This is a genomic window from Aeromonas sp. (assembly GCF_051657805.1).
Taxonomy (GTDB): Bacteria; Pseudomonadota; Gammaproteobacteria; order Enterobacterales; family Aeromonadaceae; genus Aeromonas.
In genome coordinates, this window is record NZ_JBOFLJ010000024.1 from 814,888 (window position 1) to 834,918 (window position 20,031).

Annotated in this window: 18 protein-coding genes; 7 read left to right on the forward strand and 11 right to left on the reverse strand. The window is 61.7% G+C overall.

The features are described 5' to 3' along the window. Positions 1 to 31: 31 nt before the first annotated feature. Complete coding sequence (gene arcB, locus ACRCYW_RS12755; protein ID WP_438550449.1) at positions 32 to 2,344, reverse strand: aerobic respiration two-component sensor histidine kinase ArcB; 2,313 nt, start codon at positions 2,342 to 2,344, stop codon at positions 32 to 34. Between the two features lie 242 nt (positions 2,345 to 2,586). On the opposite strand from arcB, the gene ACRCYW_RS12760 reads away from it, so the two are divergent. Next, on the forward strand, positions 2,587 to 3,585 hold the full coding sequence (locus tag ACRCYW_RS12760) for a DUF2860 family protein (RefSeq protein ID WP_438550450.1): 999 nt from the start codon (positions 2,587 to 2,589) through the stop codon (positions 3,583 to 3,585). Between the two features lie 61 nt (positions 3,586 to 3,646). Here the strand turns inward: ACRCYW_RS12760 and ACRCYW_RS12765 are convergent, their stop codons facing one another. The 4 genes from ACRCYW_RS12765 to ACRCYW_RS12780 all read right to left on the reverse strand — a co-directional run bounded on the left by ACRCYW_RS12765 (position 3,647) and on the right by ACRCYW_RS12780 (position 6,583). After that, positions 3,647 to 4,342: a DUF3334 family protein gene (locus ACRCYW_RS12765; RefSeq protein WP_438550451.1), complete on the reverse strand. Its 696-nt coding sequence runs from the start codon at positions 4,340 to 4,342 to the stop codon at positions 3,647 to 3,649. A gap of 134 nt (positions 4,343 to 4,476) precedes the next feature. Next, on the reverse strand, positions 4,477 to 4,908 hold the full coding sequence (locus tag ACRCYW_RS12770) for an HIT domain-containing protein (protein WP_438550452.1): 432 nt from the start codon (positions 4,906 to 4,908) through the stop codon (positions 4,477 to 4,479). Between the two features lie 61 nt (positions 4,909 to 4,969). Beyond that, positions 4,970 to 5,602, reverse strand: a complete 633-nt coding sequence (locus ACRCYW_RS12775) for a DUF2057 domain-containing protein (RefSeq protein ID WP_438550453.1) — start codon at positions 5,600 to 5,602, stop codon at positions 4,970 to 4,972. A gap of 78 nt (positions 5,603 to 5,680) precedes the next feature. Next, a complete protein-coding gene (locus tag ACRCYW_RS12780) occupies positions 5,681 to 6,583 on the reverse strand; it encodes a LysR family transcriptional regulator (protein WP_438550454.1) in 903 nt (300 codons plus the stop codon). Between the two features lie 99 nt (positions 6,584 to 6,682). Between ACRCYW_RS12780 and ACRCYW_RS12785 the strand changes: the two genes are divergently transcribed. Then, positions 6,683 to 7,285 (forward strand): short chain dehydrogenase, encoded by a 603-nt coding sequence (locus tag ACRCYW_RS12785; protein ID WP_438550455.1) that lies wholly within the window; start codon positions 6,683 to 6,685, stop codon positions 7,283 to 7,285. 126 nt (positions 7,286 to 7,411) lie between these two features. On the opposite strand, the gene ACRCYW_RS12790 is transcribed toward ACRCYW_RS12785, so the two are convergent. From ACRCYW_RS12790 to dapA, 3 genes are all read right to left on the reverse strand, one after another. After that, positions 7,412 to 8,515 carry a phosphoribosylaminoimidazolesuccinocarboxamide synthase gene (locus ACRCYW_RS12790; RefSeq protein WP_438550456.1) on the reverse strand — a complete coding sequence of 368 codons (1,104 nt, stop codon included), beginning with the start codon at positions 8,513 to 8,515 and terminating at the stop codon, positions 7,412 to 7,414. 101 nt (positions 8,516 to 8,616) lie between these two features. Then, positions 8,617 to 9,750 carry an outer membrane protein assembly factor BamC gene (bamC, locus tag ACRCYW_RS12795; protein WP_438550457.1) on the reverse strand — a complete coding sequence of 378 codons (1,134 nt, stop codon included), beginning with the start codon at positions 9,748 to 9,750 and terminating at the stop codon, positions 8,617 to 8,619. Continuing rightward, positions 9,743 to 10,630, reverse strand: a complete 888-nt coding sequence (gene dapA / locus ACRCYW_RS12800) for a 4-hydroxy-tetrahydrodipicolinate synthase (protein ID WP_438550458.1) — start codon at positions 10,628 to 10,630, stop codon at positions 9,743 to 9,745. Before dapA ends, bamC begins: the two co-directional genes overlap by 8 nt. Before the next feature lie 197 nt (positions 10,631 to 10,827). Here dapA and ACRCYW_RS12805 point away from each other — a divergent pair, with 197 nt between their 5' ends. The 3 genes from ACRCYW_RS12805 to ACRCYW_RS12815 all read left to right on the forward strand — a co-directional run bounded on the left by ACRCYW_RS12805 (position 10,828) and on the right by ACRCYW_RS12815 (position 12,770). Beyond that, the gene (locus ACRCYW_RS12805; protein WP_438550459.1) at positions 10,828 to 11,361 is read left to right on the forward strand and encodes a glycine cleavage system protein R; all 534 of its coding nucleotides are present in this window, start codon (positions 10,828 to 10,830) and stop codon (positions 11,359 to 11,361) included. Between the two features lie 23 nt (positions 11,362 to 11,384). Then, positions 11,385 to 11,864, forward strand: a complete 480-nt coding sequence (gene bcp / locus ACRCYW_RS12810; RefSeq protein WP_438550460.1) for a thioredoxin-dependent thiol peroxidase — start codon at positions 11,385 to 11,387, stop codon at positions 11,862 to 11,864. Between the two features lie 405 nt (positions 11,865 to 12,269). Next, entirely contained in the window at positions 12,270 to 12,770 is a 501-nt protein-coding gene (locus ACRCYW_RS12815; RefSeq protein ID WP_438550461.1) for a YfbU family protein, read from the forward strand. A 95-nt stretch (positions 12,771 to 12,865) separates the two neighbouring features. On the opposite strand, the gene yfbV is transcribed toward ACRCYW_RS12815, so the two are convergent. Then, the gene (gene yfbV / locus ACRCYW_RS12820) at positions 12,866 to 13,306 is read right to left on the reverse strand and encodes a terminus macrodomain insulation protein YfbV (RefSeq protein WP_438550462.1); all 441 of its coding nucleotides are present in this window, start codon (positions 13,304 to 13,306) and stop codon (positions 12,866 to 12,868) included. A 304-nt stretch (positions 13,307 to 13,610) separates the two neighbouring features. Between yfbV and ACRCYW_RS12825 the strand changes: the two genes are divergently transcribed. Together ACRCYW_RS12825 and pta are read left to right on the forward strand one after the other, a co-directional pair. Beyond that, a complete protein-coding gene (locus ACRCYW_RS12825; protein ID WP_438550463.1) occupies positions 13,611 to 14,813 on the forward strand; it encodes an acetate kinase in 1,203 nt (400 codons plus the stop codon). Positions 14,814 to 14,882: 69 nt separating this feature from the next. Next, positions 14,883 to 17,036, forward strand: a complete 2,154-nt coding sequence (gene pta / locus ACRCYW_RS12830; protein ID WP_438550464.1) for a phosphate acetyltransferase — start codon at positions 14,883 to 14,885, stop codon at positions 17,034 to 17,036. 404 nt (positions 17,037 to 17,440) lie between these two features. Here the strand turns inward: pta and ilvN are convergent, their stop codons facing one another. Then, positions 17,441 to 17,935 (reverse strand): acetolactate synthase small subunit, encoded by a 495-nt coding sequence (gene ilvN / locus ACRCYW_RS12835; RefSeq protein ID WP_349921137.1) that lies wholly within the window; start codon positions 17,933 to 17,935, stop codon positions 17,441 to 17,443. Beyond that, positions 17,935 to 19,653, reverse strand: a complete 1,719-nt coding sequence (locus ACRCYW_RS12840) for an acetolactate synthase 3 large subunit (protein ID WP_438550465.1) — start codon at positions 19,651 to 19,653, stop codon at positions 17,935 to 17,937. The genes ilvN and ACRCYW_RS12840 overlap by 1 nt, the downstream gene beginning before the upstream one ends. Positions 19,654 to 20,031: the final 378 nt, after the last annotated feature.

Genomic DNA, 20,031 nt, shown 5'->3' on the forward strand with positions numbered 1-20,031 from the left:
CTCCTTGGCTTTGATGGCATCGATGTTCGGCTCAGGAGAGCAACCAGCGGCGCAAGCGGGCTATGTCGCCCGGGTATTCCCGGCGCAGCGTCTCAATCCAGTCCTCCACGTTCTCCCACCAGGCTGGGTGATCCGGACTCTGGATGAACTGGGCCGTCTGCTGCAGGCGGCGCAGGCCGATGGAGCCGGCCGCCCCCTTGATCTTGTGCGCCTCCTCCACCACCCCGGCCTGATCCTTGGCAATCATGTTGGAATCGAGCACCGCCATGTAGTCGGGCATCATCTTCTCGAACAGATCCACGCTGGAGAGCAGTATCGGCTTGCCGACTGTGCTGGCGTAATCGGTGAGGAAGGGCAAGTCCAACAGTTCATCCTGATTACCCGCATCTTCCAGCTCGTCCGCCTCGTCGTCCGCCAGATCCGCGAACAGGTGGCCGATCACCTCCCGCACCGCCCTGGAGCCGAGCGGCTTGTTGATCACGTCCTGCATGCCGCGGTCCCGGTAGTACTGGCGATCGCCGGTGGAGTTGGCGGTGAGCGCCACCATGGGGGGCAGGCTGTCGCCGTAGCGTTCAAGCAGCTTGGCCGCCACATCGAAGCCGGTCATGTCCGGCAGCTGGATGTCGAGCAGGATGAGATCGAAGTCGTCCGGATTCGCCATGGCCAGGGCCTGGGCGCCGTCCCGCGCCACCTTGACCTCGTGGCCGAGCTTGCTGAGCAGGGCGCAGGCGACTGTGACGTTCAGCTCCACGTCCTCCACCAGCAGGATGTCGAGGGAAGGCAGCTCCAGCTCGGGCTCGATGGCCTGGGGCGCCACGCACTCCACCTCCAGTTCGGCGGTGAAGCAGGAGCCCTCGCCGGGATCGCTGTCCACATAGAGCTGGCCACCCATGGCCTGCACCAGCTGGCGGGAAACCGCGAGGCCGATGCCGGTGCCGGTGGCGTGCTTCTTGCCCTGCACCTGATAGTACATGGCGAAGATCTTCTCCTGCTGGCCACGGGGGATGCCGACGCCTGTGTCTTCCACTTCGAAATGCAGCGCCAGCTTGCCCGGCACGTCGGACGCGTGGGAGAGGCAGCGCACCGTCACCCCGCCCTCGTCGGTAAACTTGACCGCATTGCCCACCAGATTCCACAGCACCTGGCGCAGCCGGGTGCCGTCCGCCATCACGAACTGGGGCATGTCGCCGTCCCGGTCGAAGTGCAGGTAGAGCCCCTTCTGCTCCGCCTGGATACGTGACAGTGTCTCCAGCTCGTCGAGGAAGGCGGGCAGGTCGATGCGGGTCGGCGCTATCTCCAGCCGACGGCGGTCGAGTTTGTCCAGGTCGATGATGTCGTTGAAGATATTGCCGAGGGTCACGGCGCTCAGGTGAATGGTCTTGAGCTGCTGGTGCTGTTTCGCGTCCAGGGGCGTGTCCATCAGCATGCGGCTCAGGCCCACTATGCCGTTGAGGGGGGTACGCAGCTCGTGGCTGATAGTGGAGATGAAGGTGGTCTTGTCCCGGCTCGCCTTCTCCAGCTTGTCCTGATATTGCTTGCGCTCCGTGATGTCGCGGCCGAAGCCGAGCAGGCCGAGCCGCTTGCCGAAGCGGTCGAAGAAGGGCACCTTGCGCAGCTCGAAGTAGGCCTTGCGGCCATCCGGGTACTCCAGCCACTGCTCGTAGGTGAGGGGCTCGTTCTGGGCGAAGACCTGCTTGTCGGTCTCCACCACCTTGCTGGCGATGTCCTGCTTGTAGACATCGAAGGGAGTCAATCCGATGAGATCCGCCTCGACCCGGCCGGTCAGCTCCTCCATGGCGCGATTGCAACCGGAGAACTGCTCCTCCTCGTTGCGGTAGTAGACCAGATCCGGGGAGCAGTCGATGAAGGAGCGCAGCAGGGCGGTGCGCTCCCCCAGATGCAGCTGGGCCTTCTCCCGCTGGAACACCTCATTTTCGAGATCCTCGATCGCCTGCTGACGCAGGGTCTCGGCGCGCTTGGTCTCGGCTATCTGGGTGTTGAGGCGGCGGATGTTCTCCTGCAACTGGCTGTTGAGCTCGAGATCCCGCTCCCGCATGTCCTGCAATTTCGCCACCATGCGGCTCAGGCGCTGGCGGGAGTCCTCCAGCTGATCCACGACGATGGAGAGGAAGTAGACGGCCCAGGGGGTCACCAGCAGGCCGAAGAAGACGGAGCGCACCAGGTCGACGACATCCACGGCCCCGCGCAGGAACAGGGTCACCCCCATCTGGATGGTGACCGCCAGCACTATGATGCCCGCCGCCAGCAACATGCTGAAACGGACCAGCCCCAGCTTGGTCATCAGGTCGACATAGTATTGCGCCCAGGATTTGATTTGCTTCATCGCGTTATTTGCTCCCCGCTATTGCGCAAACAGGATACCAGCACGGCGCACCGAACTCTTGTCGGTCGCAGTTTAAATTATTGATTAACGTCACACTCTCATTGGGGTAGCATGCCGGCCATGAGTTAGTCAGCTCCAGTTCAGCAAAGCGCTGTAGCATGCCGCCTGATTTCAGTCAGCTCTGGTTCAGCTAACACACGGGGCTGACTCATCGCATTACATCTATTCCACGGAGTCTACCGATGCGTAATCCCATCCTGCTGGGCCTGGGCCTGCTGGTCGCCAATGCCGCGCACGCCGATCTGGGCGCCATTCCCAAGGAGTCCGGCTGGTCCGGCTTCCTGCTCGGCGGCGTCACCGCCAGCAGCCACGAATCCAACTTCTACGCCGGCGGAGACAGCAAGAGCCGCATCGACAACCTGGGCTCCCCCGAGAGCGAGAGCGAGCTGGCGCCGCTGATCAATGCCGACATCCGCTACACCTTCGCCGATACCCGTACCCAGGTCTTCCTCGGCAACCTGATCCAGGACGCCGTGCGCTTCGACTTCACCCAGCAGTTCGGGATCCGTCAGGAGATGGGAGACAAGGGCATAGTGGCCGGCTCCCTGGTGTTCAACGTCATGCCGGTCGAGCTGTGGAGCGACCCGTACGCCACCGGGGTGGATCGCAGCTCCACCGATGCCAAGTCGAAAGGGGTGCGTTTTGCCTGGGACAAGATCTGGGGCAGCAACTTCAACGGCAGCATCACCACCCGCGAGGTGGAACTGGACGAGGAGCACAGCGGTCAACAGTACGATCAGCGCCACGGCACCAGCTATGCCCCCGTGCTAAATCGCAACGGCAAGATCCACGACATGGAGCTCTCCTACCAGTGGCATTTCGGCGATGGCCAGGTGCTGGAGCCCGCCATCCTCTACAAGCAGGCCAAGCTCGATGGCAGCGCCGAGAGCTTCAAGAACACCGGCCTGCAGCTGACCTATGCCAAGCGCGGTCCCCAGTGGTCCTTCGTCAGCAACGGCTATCTGGGCAAGCGTGACTACGACGAGGTGAACCCTCTCTTCGGCCAGCGCGCCGATGCCAACGAGATGGTTCTGACTGGCACCTTCTTCTGGCACAGCCTGCTGGGGATCAAGGATCTCACCGGCGTCATCACCGCCTCCTACAACCAGGCAGACTCCGACATCGACTTCTACGACACCCGAACCAGCGCCCTCAGCACGGGCCTGCTCTACAACTTCTAAGCCTGTATCCACGCTAAAAACAAGGCCACCCCAGGGTGGCCTTGTTGTCTTCGCCGGTCTCTTACAGACCGAGGGAGTTCAGCAGATCATCGTGATCGTTGCTGGCGGGGACGGCAGCCGGGGCCGGCTTGGCCGCCGCCTGCTTGGCCTGGGCGATCAACTCGTCCGGATCGACCTCCTCCTGCACCCCGCCATCATGGATCCGGATAAACTCAGTCTTGTCCATGGCCAGCTCCAGATAGAAGATGTTGTTGCTGGCGGTGAAGAAGGTGACCCGACGGGTCTCCGGGTTGTCGAGGTTGGTGTCCACACTCAGCATCACCTGCTTGTTCAAGGCCAGCATCTTGGGCTGGTTCTGGGTGATGTGGGTCTGCAACTCGCGGCCCACCTTGCCGGTGAAGCTACCGACGATCTGGTTCATCAGCTCGCCCATGACGTTGCTCACCTCGTCGGCCGTGTGGGAGATGGCGAGATCTTCTTTCGATAGCCCCATGCTCAGCATATAGCTCTGGTACAGCTCCATGGCCGCCGCCGCGGAGAAGTTGATCACCACCAGCCCGGAGAAGCCGCCATCGAACAGCACGAAGCAGCCGATGTCGGGCTTGAGGCAGGTCTTGCTGATCCGCTGCACCATGCCGGAGAAGCGCACCTGGCTCTGGCTCGCCGCACTCAATACGCTCGTCACCGAGTTGCACAGGCTCAGCAGCACATCCTCTGTGGTCAATACGGCGTCATCCTCGGATCTTGTCACTATCATGGAACCTTCCTGCTGAATCGAAAAATGGGGTTGTCGCTCTCATCACCCATGTCAGCACAGGGCGGAGCATCGCCCTAGCACATCAGATGATCCCGACATCAAAATCGCGAGCCGCCTCTCAGTTGAGCTGTTTATCAGCCTTGAAGCGGAGCGAATCCACTCAGGGTGGCCAAGCGGGCTCGCCAGTTATCGGCCTCCCGCTGCAAATCTTGCGCACTATATGGCACGGCGGGGTGGGCTCCCCAGATGGGGCCAGGCCAGGCGGGATCCGTTCCGAAACGGGCCACATGATGCAGGTGCAACTGGGGAACCAGGTTGCCGAGCGCCGCCACGTTGATCTTGTCGGGAGTGAGCGCCTGCTCCATCAAGGCGGCAACGGCGCAGGACTCCTGCATCAGCTGTTGCTGCTGGGCCGGCGGCAGGTGATGGATCTCCCGCAAGTTGGCGATGCGCGGCACCAGGATGAGCCAGGGATACTGGCTGTCTTTGGCGAGCAGGACGCGGCAGAGGGGCAGATCCCCGAGGGACTGGGTATCCGCCAGCAGGCGGGGATGCAGTTCGAACATTCGGAACCTCGAAGCGGGCAGATCGGATGAGCCGCCCACGTTACTGCAACCGGGGACAAACTTAAAGGCGGGGAACGGCCCAACCGATGAAACGCTTGCGAAGCTCGGGGTCCGCCTGCAGGAAGAGCCGCTGCAACTGGCCCTCCAGCTCGCTGGCGGGCACGGCCGGCGCCTGAGCCGCAGTCTGGGTCGGGGCCACCGCGGCCGTGGCTGCCACCGTGCTTGCCAGCACCGCCTTGCCCCCACCGCGGTTGTACTCCGCCAGCCGGGCCGGCCAGTCCATGCCGATCTGCACCCCGTTGACCACCAGCTGGTCCTGCACCAGGGCGACGGCCTGATCGCCCCCTTGCAGGCGTACCTGGGGCTCCCTGGCGTAGCGTTCCATTCCCGCCTCATCCCCGGGGGCGCTGCCCAGCAGTCGCAGGGACTGACCGCTGGCCTCGTAGCGAATGACCTGGGGCTCGGAGCGGATCACCTTGTCGTTGTCGCTGCTGGTACGGCTCGGGATCACCCCCTCAAAACGCACCAGCAGTTGCTGTGTGCCGTCCGCCAGCACCGCACGGCGCTCGTCCTGCACCTTGCCGGCGCTCACCGCCAGGATCTGGAAATTCTCCGGTACCTCGACCCTGACCTCGGCCTGCGCCGCGCCGCCGCACAGCAGCATGATCCCAACCCACACCTGATGACGCTTCATTCCCTGCCTCTCTTGAATAGCTATGATGGCGCAGGGTAGCAGTCAGATATGACAGAAAAATAACGGCCCGGCCTCGGCTCACCGGAGCAGATAGTGGGGACGCTCGGCAAACCACTGGGCCAGCACCTGCTTGAACAGGCGGATCTTGCGCGGCACCCGCCGCTGCTGGGCGTGCAGCACGTGCAGCGGGTGCAACCCGGTCTGCCACTCGTCCAGCACGGCCACCAGCTCCCCCCGGGCCAGGCTGGCCTCCACCAGCATCAGCGGGCACTTGGCGAAGCCCATGCCGGCACGGGCCAGCTGCAACAATGTGCTGTAGTGGTTGGCCCGCACCTTGCCCTGCACCGGGATCAGCGCCTCCTCCCCGCCCCGGCGAAACAGCCACTGCTCCCAGGCGGGATTATGATCCTGCAGCAGGCAGGTGCGACCCACCAGCTCATAGGGGCTGGCCGGCGCCCCCTCCCGCGCCAGCAGGGCGGGACTGGCCACCACCACATCCTTCAAGCGGCCGAGGGGCAGGGCCACCAGGTTGTCCGGCACCTGGCTCATGGCCCGCAGGGCGATGTCGTTCTCCCCCTGGCTCATGTCGATCATAACGTTGGTGAAGTTGAGCTCCACCTCCACCCCGGGACAGAGCGCGGCGAAGCGGGCAAGCAGCTCACTCACCATGCGATCGCCGGTGCTGACCGGGCAGGTGAAGCGCAGCCGGCCACTGTCCTCCTCGGTCAGGGCCTGGATCTCCTGCTCCGCCTGCTGGGCCAGGGCGAAGATCTGACCCGCCTGCAGATAGAGGGTCTTGCCCGCCTCCGTCAGGCTGAGACGGCGGGTGGTGCGCTGCAACAGTTGGGCGTTGAGAGACGCCTCCAGCGCACTGACATGGCGGCTCAGCATTCCCTTGCTCACCTCGAGCGCCTCGGCAGCGGCGGAGAAGCTGCCCTGCTTGACCACCTCATAGAAGCTGGCCAGGTGGGTGATGTCCATTTATTAGCTCCAATATGGAAACAATACGTTCATATTAAGCGCTTTTTCTTCTGTTTGTGGCGACTAGAATCATCAATATCCCAAACAGGAGTCTCCAAGATGAAAATCGTAATTGTGGGTGCCTCCGGCACCGTCGGATCCGCCGTCAGCGAACTGCTCGCCCGGGATCATCAAGTGATCCGGGTCGGCCACAGCCAGGGCGACGCCCTGGTCGACATGACGGACGGCGCCTCCATCGCCGCCTTGTTTGAGGGCACAGGACGGTTCGATGCCCTGGTGGTGGCCAGCGGCAACGTCGCCTTCGCCCCCTTCCCCGAGATGACGGACGAACAGTGGCAGACAGGGCTCGAGAGCAAGCTGATGGGCCAGATCCGGCTGGTTCGCGCCGCCATCCCGCACCTCAACGACGGCGGCTCCATCACCCTCATCAGCGGCATACTGAGCGAGGAGCCCATCAACTGGGGGGTCAGCGCCAGCACCATCAACGGCGCCATCGAGCACTTCGTGCGGGCCGCCGCCTGCGAGCTGCCAAGAGGCTTGCGCATCAACGTGGTCAGCCCGACCGTGCTGGAGGAGTCCATGGACAAGTACGCCGACTTCTTCCCGGGCTTCGTGCCCGTGCCCGCCGCCCGGGTGGCCCAGGCCTACAAGAAGTCCGTGCTGGGGGTGCAGAGCGGCCAGGTGTTCAGGGTCAACGGCTGACTCGAGAGCAGCGCCAGACAATAAAAACGGGCCCCGCGATGGGGCCCGTTTGTGTTGGCGTCACGGACGAGAGCCGCAGCCTGCCGCCGGCAAACGTTTGTTTTTTGGCGATAAAGAAAACAGCGCTCAGTCGATCAGACCGTATTGCTCGCGCAGGACTTCGATGATCTCCTGCTTCGGGTTGGCGCTGCGTGCCAGCTGGTGTCCGATGACCTTCTCGGCGATCCCCACATAGGTGTGGGAGATGTCCATCATCACCTCGGTGGGCAGCTTGTTGTCCCGGGCCAGGGCGAAACGCTCCGGCATGCGATTCTTGTTGAGCAGTATGTCCGGCTCCGGGAAGTGGTTAAGCAGCCACTGGCGGAACCCTTCCTTGGACTTCTCGACGATCTGCCCCTCCCGCAGGGCGGCGCCGTCCCAGATGCGGGAGCTGTCGGGGGTACCCACCTCATCCATGTAGATGAGCTTCTCGTTGCCGGCGGCGTCCTGGACGTAGCCAAACTCGAACTTGGTGTCGACGAAGACCTGATCCCGCTCGGCCAAGGCTTCGCTTATCACGGCAAAGCCTTCCTTGAGCAGCGCCTCGTAGCGGTCGATGTCCGCCGGGGAGCGGAAACCGAAGGCCTGATGGTGACGCTCCAGATCGGCGCGGGAGACGTTGACGTCGTCGGCTTCCGGCACCCCGTCCAGCCCCTTGAGGATCCCCTTGGTGGAGGGGGTGATGAGGATCTCTGGCAGCTTCTGATCCTTCTTCAGCCCTTCCGGCAGGCGGATGCCGCAGAAGTCGCGTTCGCCATCCTGGTAGGCACGCCACATGGAGCCTGTGATGTATTGACGGGCGATGGCCTCGATCATCACGGGACGGGCCTTCTGCACTATCCAGACGAAGGGATGGGGGATGTCCAGGATGTGGCTGTCGGCTAATCCTTTTTCCTTGAACAGCTTGAACCAGTGGCTGGAGATGGCGTTGAGGGCGGCGCCCTTGCCCGGCACCCCGTTCAGCCCGTCCACACCTTGCCAGATGCAGTCGAAGGCGGAGATGCGGTCGCTGATCACCATGATGGCGAGCGGCGCATCGGCCGGCACATCATAGCCTTTCTCCCGGATGAGGCGGGCGCTGTCGGCCTGGGTCAGCCAGTAGACGCTGCGCACTTTGCCGGAATGGACGGGTTTATCGGTGCGGATCGGCAAATCGTCGTTCACTGCCAATACTTGATCTGCAAGACTCATGATGGGTAACACTTCCTGTTGTGGGCGTAATAACACAGGGGCGCAAGGCCCCTTGACTAGCGGGATCCATGTAACAAAACAGGGGCACTGGGCCCCTGTTTTCAATCTGCTTTTGCGGCTGCCTGATCGGCCTGGCCCTTGGCGAACGCCTCGGACAGGCTGATGTACATCTGGGAGATGACCCCGGATGCCACCGGTTTCTTGTCCTTGTCGAACAGGGTGATGGAGGTCTTGCCCCCCGCCATTTCCCCGAGCTGGAAGCGGTACTTGTCTTCCTCCAGCTTGAACGGCTCGGCGCCCTTGGCCTTCCAGAAATCGGCGCCCGGCTCGTCATACTCGACATCGATCCAGCCAAGTGACTGCTGGGTGTCCTTGATGGTGAAGCCGTAGCCCGGCAGCACCTGGTTCAGGCGACGCCATACCTGCTCGAAGGAGGCGTCCACGATCCAGGCGCTCAGATCGTTGTTGTCCAGACCCAGCTCCATGCCCATGCCATCGCTGCTCTTGTGCTGTTCGCGGGCCTTGAGCTGCTTGTCGTAGTAGAGGGAGAACTGGTTCAGGGCCCGGGTCGCGTAGCGCTGGGCATCGGCGGTGGTCAGCTCCTTGCTGGTCTCGCCGTCTATGGTCTCTTCGTGATCAAGCACCCGTACCGACATGTTGACGGCATGGCGCTGGGTGTCGTTGCGCAGGGTGAACTGGTAGCGCTGGCGAATGCTGAAGTCATCGTCATCTTCGCCCCAGCCATCGAGGGCGGCGGTGTTGTCAAACCAGCCGGTCTGCAGCACGCCGGCCTGCTGATCCAGCTTCTCGGTGGTCACCTTGTGCTGCGCCAGGAAGTTCATCAGGAAGGCCCAGGTATCGCGCTCCACGCTCTGGCTGGTGCTGAGAGCATAGAAGGCCAGGGTCGGCTCGCCGGGGTTGGCGGTAGTCACGATCTGGCTGCCGGGCACCACGGTCAGCAGCTGGGCCGGCGGGCGCACGTCGACCTTGGCGCCGATGGCTCCCTCACGGCTGCTCTCGGGCAGGGCCGGGATGTCGAAATTGCTGTTAAAGGCGGGGGCACTCAAACCGGCAGGCACGAGGAAGGCACGCCCTTCGAGGCGGCTCTCTTCATACTCGAAACCACGGTTGGCCATCTTGCGATCCTGGGGTGAGCTACAGGCTGCCAACACGGCAACGGTCGCCACACTCAGCACCAGACGTGCTGCATTTCCCTTTCCATTTGCTTTAAACACTCGCCATCAACTCCGCAGTCGTCAGTGCTCGCGCCATCGCCTGTTCGCCCTCTGGGGTGAGGTCGGTCAGCGGCAGACGCAAGGTCGCCGTCGCCATCAATCCCAGCTGGACACAGGCCCACTTCACCGGGATGGGACTCGGTTCGCAGAACAGAGTCTGATGCAACGGCATCAATCGATTGTTGATGTCATGAGCCCGCCCGGCATCACCGGCCAGCGCAGCACGACACATGTCGGCCATCTGGGCCGCCGCAATGTTGGTAGTGACGGAGATGACTCCATCGCCCCCTTGCAGCATAAAATCACAACCACTGGCATCATCGCCACTATAAAGCGCAAACTCCGGCCCGCACAGTTCACGCAGCAGCGGGGTCCGGCCGAGATCACCGGTGGCCTCTTTCAGGCCGATGATCCCAGGCACCCTGGCCAGCCTGGCCACGGTCTCCGGTTTGAGATCGCAGCAGGTGCGACCGGGCACATTATAGAGAATTTGGGGCAGACCACTAGCCTCGGCGATCGCACAATAGTGACGATAGAGACCTTCCTGGGTGGGCTTGTTGTAATAGGGAGTAACCGAGAGACCCGCCACCACGCCACTGTCGGCGAAGCGCTTGGAGAGCGCGATGGCGTGGGCCGTGTTGTTGGAGCCGCAACCGGCGATGACGGGAATGCGGCCGGCGGCGAATTCCACGGTTTTTTCCACAACGGCGATGTGTTCCGCCTCGCTCAGGGTGACCGATTCCCCCGTGGTGCCCACCGCAACGATGGCCGTGGTACCGGCGCCGACGTGGTAATCGACCAGGGCCGCCAGACTGGACCAGTCGACTTCACCCGAGGCCAGCATGGGGGTAACGAGCGCAACAATACTACCGCGTAACATGGATTTTTCTCCCGATTTTCAGGGGCGTTATGGTAAAGCTGCCCCCTTTGAAAAACAAGGGAGGCAAGGGACAAGCCGTGTTACCATCCGGCCTAAAAATGATGCAGGAGAGCAGGACATGGCGAGGGATTCGACGGCCATGCCCACCCAGGACGCTCGCTGCCACCGCATTCGCAATAATGGACGAGAGACGATTTATGACTCATTACCTGGTCGTAACGGCCATCGGCACGGACAGGCCTGGCATCGTCAATGAGGTTACCCGCCACGTCAGTGGCTGCGGTTGCAACATTGTCGACAGCCGTCTTGGCATTTTTGGTAACGAATTTACCTTCATCATGCTGCTGTCCGGTGACTGGAACAGCCTGATGCAACTCGAGATCAGCCTGCCGCTGCGCAGCCAGGAGTGGGATCTCATCACCATGATGAAGCGCACCGAGCGCCACCACTCCCTGCAATACGACATCAGCGCCAGCGCCGATGTGCTGATCCGGGATCAGCCCGGCATCGTCAGCCAGTGCACCCAGTTCTTCAGCGATCACGGCTGGGATATCCAGGCCATGCAGACCATCACCCTTGAACAACAGCCATTCAACCTGCTCAAGGCGAGCTTTCAGCTGAATCTGGCCAAGCAGGGGGAAGAAGCAGGCTCCAAGACGGCCTTCGCCGACTTCTGTCGTGAGCTCGGGGCCGAGTCCTTCGAATTTCTCGTCAACCACAAATACGCCTGAGGGCGCTTATCCGAGGAGATCCCATGCAACCCTTACAAGCCGGTACCCAGGCCCCCGACTTTTCACTGCCCGATCAGGACGGCAACCCGGTCAGCCTCTCTTCCCTGCGCGGCAAGAAGGTCCTCATCTATTTCTACCCCAAGGCGATGACCCCGGGTTGTACCACCCAGGCTGGCGGCCTGCGGGACGTCAACGCCGAACTGGCCGCCCTCAATGTGGAGGTGCTCGGCATCAGCCCGGATCCGGCCAAGCGCCTCAAGAAGTTCGAGGAGCGCGACAGCCTGAACTTCCGCCTGCTGGCGGACGAGGATCACGCGGTTGCCGATGCGTTCGGCGTCTGGGGCCCCAAGAAGTTCATGGGCAAGGAGTATGACGGCATCCACCGCCTGAGCTTCCTCATCGATGAGGAGGGCAAGGTCAGCCATCGCTTCGACAAGTTCAAGACCAGCGATCACCACCAGGTGGTGCTCAACCTGGTGAAAGGCCAATCCGCTGAGGCTTGAATCACTCACACAGGGTAGAGACGGATGAAAAGAGGGCCTGCAGATGCAGGCCCTCTTGATTGGTGCGCTTCGTCTTCGAGAAGCCGTCTTTTATCAGACAGGGGGCGAGCGGATGGCTGCCCCGTCTCACCTGCTGGCCCGAGGCCGCGGCGGGATCATTTTCGATGGTTTGCACCCTGTGAGGTGCCTTGGTGGTGGGTCCTCTGGCATGGGCCAAATGACGCTTCCATTTTTGCCGACCCGCCCCAAAATGCAAGCCGTGCCGGCGACAATTAATTAACCAACCCGGGTTAACGCCAGCGCCCTCTGTCCCGCTTTTCTCGCCAACCTCCCCTGCCAGATCAAAAAATTCATCCTGAATATGGGTTAACGTGGCCCCAGATTCATTTTCCAGTGAGACAGCCCATGAACATGAGCCATACCGAACGCCTGATCCTGAGCAATCAGTACGAGATCCTGGCCAAACTCAATCCGGAAAAGGCCGCGTTTTACCAGCGGGCCAGTACCATAGTCGAGCGGGGCTACTGCCTGCAGATCCTCGAGCTGGAGAAGAGCTTCGGCCACCTGGATCTGGCCACCTGTCAGGAGGTGATCGACACCCTGGAGATGCATCACGCCCTGGCCATCTCCTGGGGCAATCTGGACACCGCCGCCCAAGCCGAGATCAACGCCAGCCGGCTGACCTTCAACGGTTACAGCCGCAGCCAGGAGCGGGAGCTGGCGGACTATGTCTGCTTCCTGCTGGAAGTGGACAAGCGCTTCCCCGAGCTGCCCTGCCCCTGCGACGAGCTCTCCAGCGACATCGCCATGCGCGACAAATATCAGCGCATGCTGGCGGCCTGGCGTCAGTGCCCCCGTCAGTACAAGCTCTCCATCCAGGAGATCGGCAAGGTGCTGGCGGCCTGAGGCCAGACACGACAGAGGCGCCCATGGGCGCCTTTTGGCAATGATGAAACCTCATTCGCAGAGGCCGGGTCTATCCCCTTACCGGGTTAACGCCCTCACTCGTAGAGGAAGGATTTGTCCAGCAGCTTGAAGGCGGCGCTCAGGGTATCGGCCAGCTCCTCGTAACGAGGCTGCGCCACCAGCTGACGGCGTCCCCCCTGCTCGTTCATCTTGCCGTTGATCTCCCGATACCAGCTGGCGAGGGAGGGTGGCAGCCGGGTGCCGGCACGCTGGCCGAGCCAGTAGTAGCCTTGCAGGGGCAAGCTGAGCAGGAAGAACACGGACGCCATGACGGAGGGCCAGTAGTGCTGCTCGCCGAACTGGAATTGCACCATGACGCTGAGCACGGCGAGGGCCGGAATGATCTTGAGGGCGAACTCGGTCGCCTTGATCACCCTGTTCTCCGGAAACATGGAATTAAGCTCGGGACGGCGCGGCCAAAGAGTCATATAATGACGGCCTTGCTGTAATTTAGTTCCAAAAATGTTCATGCTCATGCTACCTCCGAGCTCTTTTTGAACGCATTAACGGCAAAACCTCGACATTTTTTGAGGGGCAATAACAAAGGTTGAGGATACTTTGTTATTTTTCAACAATCAGGTTATCCTTTGTACGCCCAATTTTTACGCCAGCACACTATCATTGCTGGCCTGTCAGGGACGTCTGGATCTCGGGTCTTGTATCACTATACAAGGGGCAAGCAACAGATTGCCAACCCTCATAAGGATAAGTTGAAAGTTTTTGGACGCACCGCGTCCGGCGCATCCTCCAACCCAACCCAATCTGCGATAGGATTTATTCATGAGTAAGCTGGTTCTTGTTCTTAACTGTGGCAGCTCGTCCCTGAAGTTTGCTGTCATTGACGCAACCACCGGTGATGACCTGCTGTCCGGCCTGGCCGAATGCTTCAACCTCGACGACGCCCGCATCAAGTGGAAGCTGAACGGCGAGAAAGGCAATGCCGATCTGGGTGCCGGTGCCGCTCACCAGGAAGCGCTGGACTTCATCGTCCACAAGATCCTGCCGCTCAACCCGGAGCTGTCCAAGAACCTGATCGCCATCGGCCACCGCGTGGTTCACGGCGGTGAGCAGTTCACCTCTTCCGTTCGCATCACCGACGACGTGATCGCCGGCATCGAAGCCGCCATTCCGTACGCGCCGCTGCACAACCCGGCTCACCTGATCGGCATCCGTGCCGCGCTGAAGGTGTTCCCGGAGCTGGCCGAGAAGAACGTAGCCGTGTTCGACACCGCCTTCCACCAGACCATGCCGGAAGAAGCCTTCCTGTACGCCCTGCCGTACAAGCTCTACAAAGAGAACGGCATCCGTCGCTACGGCGCCCACGGCACCAGCCACTACTACATCAGCCTGGAAGCCGCCAAGCAGCTGAACAAGCCGGTGTCCGAGCTGAACATCATCAACTGCCACCTGGGCAACGGCGGTTCCGTCTGCGCCATCAAGAACGGCCAGTCCGTCGACACCTCCATGGGTCTGACCCCGCTGGAAGGCCTGGTGATGGGTACCCGTTCCGGTGACATCGATCCGGCCATCATCTTCTTCCTGCACGACAAGCTGGGCATGAGCGTGGCCGAGATCAACACCATGCTGACCAAGGAATCCGGCCTGCAGGGTCTGACCGAAGTCACCTCCGACTGCCGTTTCGTTGAAGACAACTACGACAGCAAAGAAGAAGCCAAGCGCGCCATGGACGTTTACTGCTACCGCCTGGCCAAGTACATCGGCGCTTACGCCGCAGCCATGGATGGTCGCCTGGACGCCGTCGTCTTCACCGGCGGCATCGGCGAGAACTCCGCCCCGATCCGTGAGATCACCCTGAACAAGCTGGGCCTGCTGGGCTTCGACGTCGACCACGACGCGAACCTGAAGGCACGCTTCGGTAAGGGTGGCGAGATCACCAAGGCTGGTTCCACCAAGGCCCTGGTCATCCCGACCAACGAAGAGTGGGTCATCGCCCACGATGCGCTGGAACTGGTCGGCGCATAATTTAGCTGTAGAGCAAGGCCGCCCCAGGGCGGCCTTTTCCTGATCCCAAAAATGAACAAGGGGTAATAAGTGGCACGCACTATTATGCTCATCCCGGTCGGCACTGGTGTCGGCGTAACCTCCGTGAGCCTCGGCGTCGTTCGCGCCATGGAACGTCACGGTGTCAATGTCAGCTTCTTCAAACCGGTGGCCCAGCCGCGTCCGGGTGAAACCGGTGCCGAGCGCTCCACCGCCGTGATCCGCGCCGCTGCCAACATCAACCCGCCCGAGCCGTTCACCCTCTCCTACGCCGAGAACATGATCACCTCCAGCAACACCGACATCCTGCTGGAAGAGATAGTCGCGCGTTTCGAAGAGCACGTGAAGAGCAGCGGCGCCGAAGTGGTCGTGATCGAAGGCCTGGTGCCGACCGACAAGCAGCCGTTTGCCAACAAGCTGAACTACGACGTGGCCAAGGCCCTGGACGCCGACATGGTGTTCGTGACCCATCCGGGCAACGACTCCAGCCAGAAGCTGAAAGAGCGCATCGAGCTGGCCTGCTCCAACTTCGGTGGCGTCAGCAACCCCCGTATCGTGGGCTGCGTCATCAACAAGGTGGGTGCACCGGTTGACGAGCACGGCGTGACCCGTCCCGACCTGACCGAGATGTTCGAAGCCCATCACCACGGCGCCGACACCGGCCACAACCTGGAAGTGCTGCAGGTATTTGGCAAGAGCCCCCTGCGCATCCTGGGCTGCATCCCCTGGAACACCCAGCTGATCGCCCCGCGCGCCAAGGATCTCGCCAAGCACCTGGCCGCCAAGATCCTGCACAAGGGTGAGCTGGACAGCCGTCGCCTGCAGACCGTGACTTTCTGTGCCCGCTCCATCCACAACATGATCGAGCACTTCCGTCCGGGCAGCCTGCTGGTGACCTCAGGCGACCGTTCCGACGTCATCGTCTCCGCCTGCCTGTCCGCCATGAACGGCGTCAAGCTGGGTGCCCTGCTGCTGACCGGCAACTACCACCCGGAGCCGCAAGTCATCGCCCTGTGCCAACAGGCCATGGCCACCGGCCTGCCGATCATGATCACCGGTACCAACACCTGGCAGACCGCCGTCAGCCTGCAGAACTTCAACGTCGATATCCCGGAAGATGACCGCGAGCGTATCGAGCTGGTGCAGGACTACGTGGCCGGCCACATCGACAAGCACTGGATCGAGTCCCTGACTGCCAAGTCCACCCGTTCCCGTCGTCTGAGCCCGCCCGCCTTCCGTTATCAGCTGACCGAGCTGGCCCGTCAGGCCAACAAGCGCGTCGTGCTGCCGGAAGGGGAAGAGCCGCGTACCATCAAGGCTGCCGCCATCTGTGCCGAGCGTGGCATCGCCCGTCCGGTACTGCTGGGCAACCCGGAAGAGATCCGCCGCGTCGCCGAACAGCAGGGTGTGGTGCTGACCGATCGCGTCGAGATCATCGATCCGGTTGAAGTACGCGAGCGTTACGTGCCCCGTCTGGTCGAGCTGCGCAAAAACAAGGGCATGACCGAAGTGGTCGCCCGCGAGCAGCTGGAAGACAACGTGGTGCTGGGCACCATGATGCTGGAACGCAACGAAGTCGACGGTCTGGTATCCGGCGCCGTGCACACCACCGCCAACACCATCCGTCCGCCGATGCAGATCATCAAGACTGCCCCGGGTTCGTCGTTGATTTCGTCGATCTTCTTTATGCTGCTGCCGGATCAGGTGCTGGTGTATGGCGACTGCGCCATCAACCCGGACCCGAGCGCCGAACAGCTGGCCGAGATCGCCATCCAGTCCGCCGACTCCGCTGCCGCCTTCGGCATCGAGCCGCGCGTGGCCATGATCTCCTACTCCACCGGGACCTCTGGCGCCGGTGCCGACGTAGAGAAGGTGCGCGAGGCGACCGAGCTGGCCAAGGCCAAGCGCCCCGACCTCATCATCGACGGCCCGCTGCAGTACGATGCGGCCATCATGGAGAACGTGGCCAAGTCCAAGGCACCGAACTCCCCGGTAGCGGGCAAGGCCACCGTGTTCGTGTTCCCGGACCTGAACACCGGCAACACCACCTACAAGGCGGTCCAGCGTTCCGCGGATCTGGTCTCCATCGGCCCCATGCTGCAAGGCATGCGCAAGCCGGTCAACGACCTGTCCCGTGGTGCCCTGGTGGACGACATCGTCTACACCATCGCCCTGACCGGTATCCAGGCTGCCCAGGCCGAGTAATCGATCTCAGCCCTGAGACCTCAAAAACCCGCCAGCTGGCGGGTTTTTTATGGGCATGCAACTGCATGTTGATCCGCGAGATCAAATCCGGATCCCGCCGGGATCCCGCCTGAGCCCGCCAGGGCTCAGCGGACAAGGGGCCGGCGATAAGCAAACGCTCACACCCGTACCAGGGGATTGTGCAAATGCGATCCAGCCAGGATCAAATTGAAATATCTCTTTAAGATCAGCTAACTAACGCCAGACACACCGCTAATCTACAGAGTTTTCCACAGCTTTTGTGGATAGTTTACCGATCATTTGAAAGAAAATGACAGTTCCGGTCAGCCCCCTCCCTTCCCGAGCGAGCATGACAAAAGGGCTCCGAAGAGCCCTTTTCAATAGTCATCTAAATCACCGCACCATCAGGGGCGCAATGACTTGTCCGCCCGGGAGATGCCGCAGACACCGGAGCGCACCACTTCGACGATCTCGTTGGTCTGGGCCGCGGTCTTGATGAAGGCGTCCAGCTTCTCGCTGGTGCCCACCAGCTGCACCGTGTAGAGCTCGGGGGTGACGTCGACGATCTGGCCACGGAAGATATCCGCCAGCCGTTTCAGTTCGTCACGACCTCCGCCGGCGGCGCGGGCCTTGACCAGGGCGATCTCCCGCTCGATGTGCTCCCCTTCACTGAGGTCGCACACCTTGAGCACGTCCACCAGCTTGTGCAGCTGCTTCTGGATCTGCTCAAGCACCCGCTCGTCACCCATGGTGACGATGGTCATGCGGGACAGGGTGGGATCCTCGGTGGGGGCCACCGTCAGGGTCTCGATGTTGTAGCCGCGCTGGGAGAAGAGACCCACCACACGGCTCAGGGCGCCGGACTCGTTCTCCAGCAGTACTGAAATGATGTGTCTCATCAGGTTCTCTCCGTTTTGCTCAGCCACATCTCATCCATGGCACCGAACTTTATCTGCATGGGATAGACGTGTTCGTCCGGGTCGACCGAGATGTCCATGAACACCAGCCTATCCTTCATGGCAAACGCCTTCTCCATGGCACTCTCCAGCTCGGCGGGATCGCTCACCGCTATGCCGACGTGGCCATAGGCCTCCGCCAGCTTGACGAAGTCCGGCAGGGATTCCATGTAGGAGTGACTGTGGCGGCCGCCGTAGAACATCTTCTGCCACTGCTTGACCATGCCGAGGGCACGGTTGTTGATGGAGATGATCTTGATGGGCACCCCGTACTGCATGCAGGTGGAGAGCTCCTGGATATTCATCTGCACAGAGCCGTCACCGGTCACACAGCACACCACGGCGTCCGGGTTGGCAAACTGGGCACCCATGGCGGCCGGTATGCCGAAGCCCATGGTGCCGAGGCCCCCTGAGTTGATCCACTGGCGCGGCTTGGCAAAGGGATAGTAGAGGGCCGCAAACATCTGGTGCTGACCCACGTCGGAGGCGACGAAGGCCTCCCCCTTGGTCACCCTGTAGAGCGCCTCGATGACCTGCTGGGGCTTGATCAGGTTGGGGGAGGTCTCGTAGGCCAGACAGTGGCGGGAACGCCACTGGCCGATCTGCTCCCACCATTCGGCCAGCTCCTGCTTGTCGTTGTCGAAGCCACACTCGCGGATCACTTCCAGCATCTGCTCCAGCACGGTTTCCACCGAGCCGACGATGGGCACATGGGCCTGCACCGTCTTGGAGATGGAGGTGGGATCGATGTCGATGTGCACCACGGTCGCGTTGGGACAGAACTTGGCCACGTTGTTGGTGACGCGGTCGTCGAAGCGGGCACCCACGGCGAAGATGAGATCCGCATTGTGCATGGTCTTGTTCGCTTCGAAGGTGCCGTGCATGCCGAGCATGCCGATGAACTGCGGGTGAGTGCCGGGGAAGGCCCCCAGCCCCATCAGGGTGGTGGTCACCGGCAGGTTCAGCAGCTCCGCCAGCTTGGTCACCAGGTGATCCGCGTTGGCATTGATGGCCCCGCCCCCCACGTACATGACGGGGCGCTTGGCCTCCACCAGCAGCTTGGCGGCCCGCTTGATCTGGCCCTTGTGTCCGGCCTTGGTCGGATTGTAGGAGCGCAGGGAGACGGACTCCGGATACTGGTAGGGGAATTTCTCTTTCGGGTTCTGCACGTCTTTGGGCAGATCCACCACCACGGGCCCCGGGCGGCCACTGGCGGCGATATAGTAGGCCTTCTTGATGGCCTCCGGGATCTCGCTGGCCTTCTTGCACAGGAAGCTGTGCTTCACCACAGGACGGGAGATGCCGATCATGTCGGTCTCCTGGAAGGCATCTTCCCCGATCATGCTGGTCGGCACCTGGCCGGACAGGATCACCAGGGGGATCGAGTCCATGTAGGCGGTGGCGATACCGGTAATGCAGTTGGTGGCACCGGGCCCCGAGGTCACCAGCACGGTTCCCACCTTGCCGGTGGAACGGGCGTAACCGTCAGCCATGTGCACGGCAGCTTGCTCGTGCCGCACCAGGACATGCTCCATCTTGCCGTTTTCGAAGAGAGCGTCGTAGATGTCGAGCACTGAGCCACCGGGGTAGCCGAATACGTGTTCAACCCCCTGATCTTCCAGCGCTCTAACCACCATCTGGGCGCCTGATAACATCTCCATGATAAAGCCCTCCAGGCTTTGCTCCGTTAAGCGAAAGCTATCGACAGTCCGCTGCTTCCCGGCAACGCCGGTCCGTGTGTTTATGGTTGTCTGAATACGGGCCAGGCGAGTACGGAGTCGTCGATAGTAGAAAAATCGGTTTTTTCCATCATCCACCCGAAAATAGGGTGAAAAAACAACTTAACCCGCCTGTGAACGCTTGTCCACGGCTTTGTCTGGCCGCACCAGTCATAAATTTCAAACAGCCATTAACATTCAGTTACTTGCCCATGGCGATGGGAAGAAAGCGATGATGGTGGGGGGAAAGGCAGTGGAACATGCTGAAAACAAAGCGGTATCCAGAAATAAATGGCCCACCGCAGCGGGTGGGCCTGTCAA

What these genes read in the sequence shown, in the direction of transcription:
- ACRCYW_RS12785 (WP_438550455.1), top strand. Translation starts at nt 6,683, where the DNA reads ATGAAAATCGTAATTGTGGGTGCCTCCGGCACCGTCGGATCCGCCGTC.
- bcp (WP_438550460.1), top strand. Translation starts at nt 11,385, where the DNA reads ATGCAACCCTTACAAGCCGGTACCCAGGCCCCCGACTTTTCACTGCCC.
- ACRCYW_RS12815 (WP_438550461.1), top strand. Translation starts at nt 12,270, where the DNA reads ATGAACATGAGCCATACCGAACGCCTGATCCTGAGCAATCAGTACGAG.
- ACRCYW_RS12770 (WP_438550452.1), bottom strand. Translation starts at nt 4,908, where the DNA reads ATGTTCGAACTGCATCCCCGCCTGCTGGCGGATACCCAGTCCCTCGGG.
- ACRCYW_RS12840 (WP_438550465.1), bottom strand. Translation starts at nt 19,653, where the DNA reads ATGGAGATGTTATCAGGCGCCCAGATGGTGGTTAGAGCGCTGGAAGAT.
- yfbV (WP_438550462.1), bottom strand. Translation starts at nt 13,306, where the DNA reads ATGAGCATGAACATTTTTGGAACTAAATTACAGCAAGGCCGTCATTAT.
- arcB (WP_438550449.1), bottom strand. Translation starts at nt 2,344, where the DNA reads ATGAAGCAAATCAAATCCTGGGCGCAATACTATGTCGACCTGATGACC.
- ACRCYW_RS12805 (WP_438550459.1), top strand. Translation starts at nt 10,828, where the DNA reads ATGACTCATTACCTGGTCGTAACGGCCATCGGCACGGACAGGCCTGGC.
- ACRCYW_RS12825 (WP_438550463.1), top strand. Translation starts at nt 13,611, where the DNA reads ATGAGTAAGCTGGTTCTTGTTCTTAACTGTGGCAGCTCGTCCCTGAAG.
- ilvN (WP_349921137.1), bottom strand. Translation starts at nt 17,935, where the DNA reads ATGAGACACATCATTTCAGTACTGCTGGAGAACGAGTCCGGCGCCCTG.
- ACRCYW_RS12760 (WP_438550450.1), top strand. Translation starts at nt 2,587, where the DNA reads ATGCGTAATCCCATCCTGCTGGGCCTGGGCCTGCTGGTCGCCAATGCC.
- ACRCYW_RS12775 (WP_438550453.1), bottom strand. Translation starts at nt 5,602, where the DNA reads ATGAAGCGTCATCAGGTGTGGGTTGGGATCATGCTGCTGTGCGGCGGC.
- ACRCYW_RS12790 (WP_438550456.1), bottom strand. Translation starts at nt 8,515, where the DNA reads ATGAGTCTTGCAGATCAAGTATTGGCAGTGAACGACGATTTGCCGATC.
- ACRCYW_RS12780 (WP_438550454.1), bottom strand. Translation starts at nt 6,583, where the DNA reads ATGGACATCACCCACCTGGCCAGCTTCTATGAGGTGGTCAAGCAGGGC.
- ACRCYW_RS12765 (WP_438550451.1), bottom strand. Translation starts at nt 4,342, where the DNA reads ATGATAGTGACAAGATCCGAGGATGACGCCGTATTGACCACAGAGGAT.
- dapA (WP_438550458.1), bottom strand. Translation starts at nt 10,630, where the DNA reads ATGTTACGCGGTAGTATTGTTGCGCTCGTTACCCCCATGCTGGCCTCG.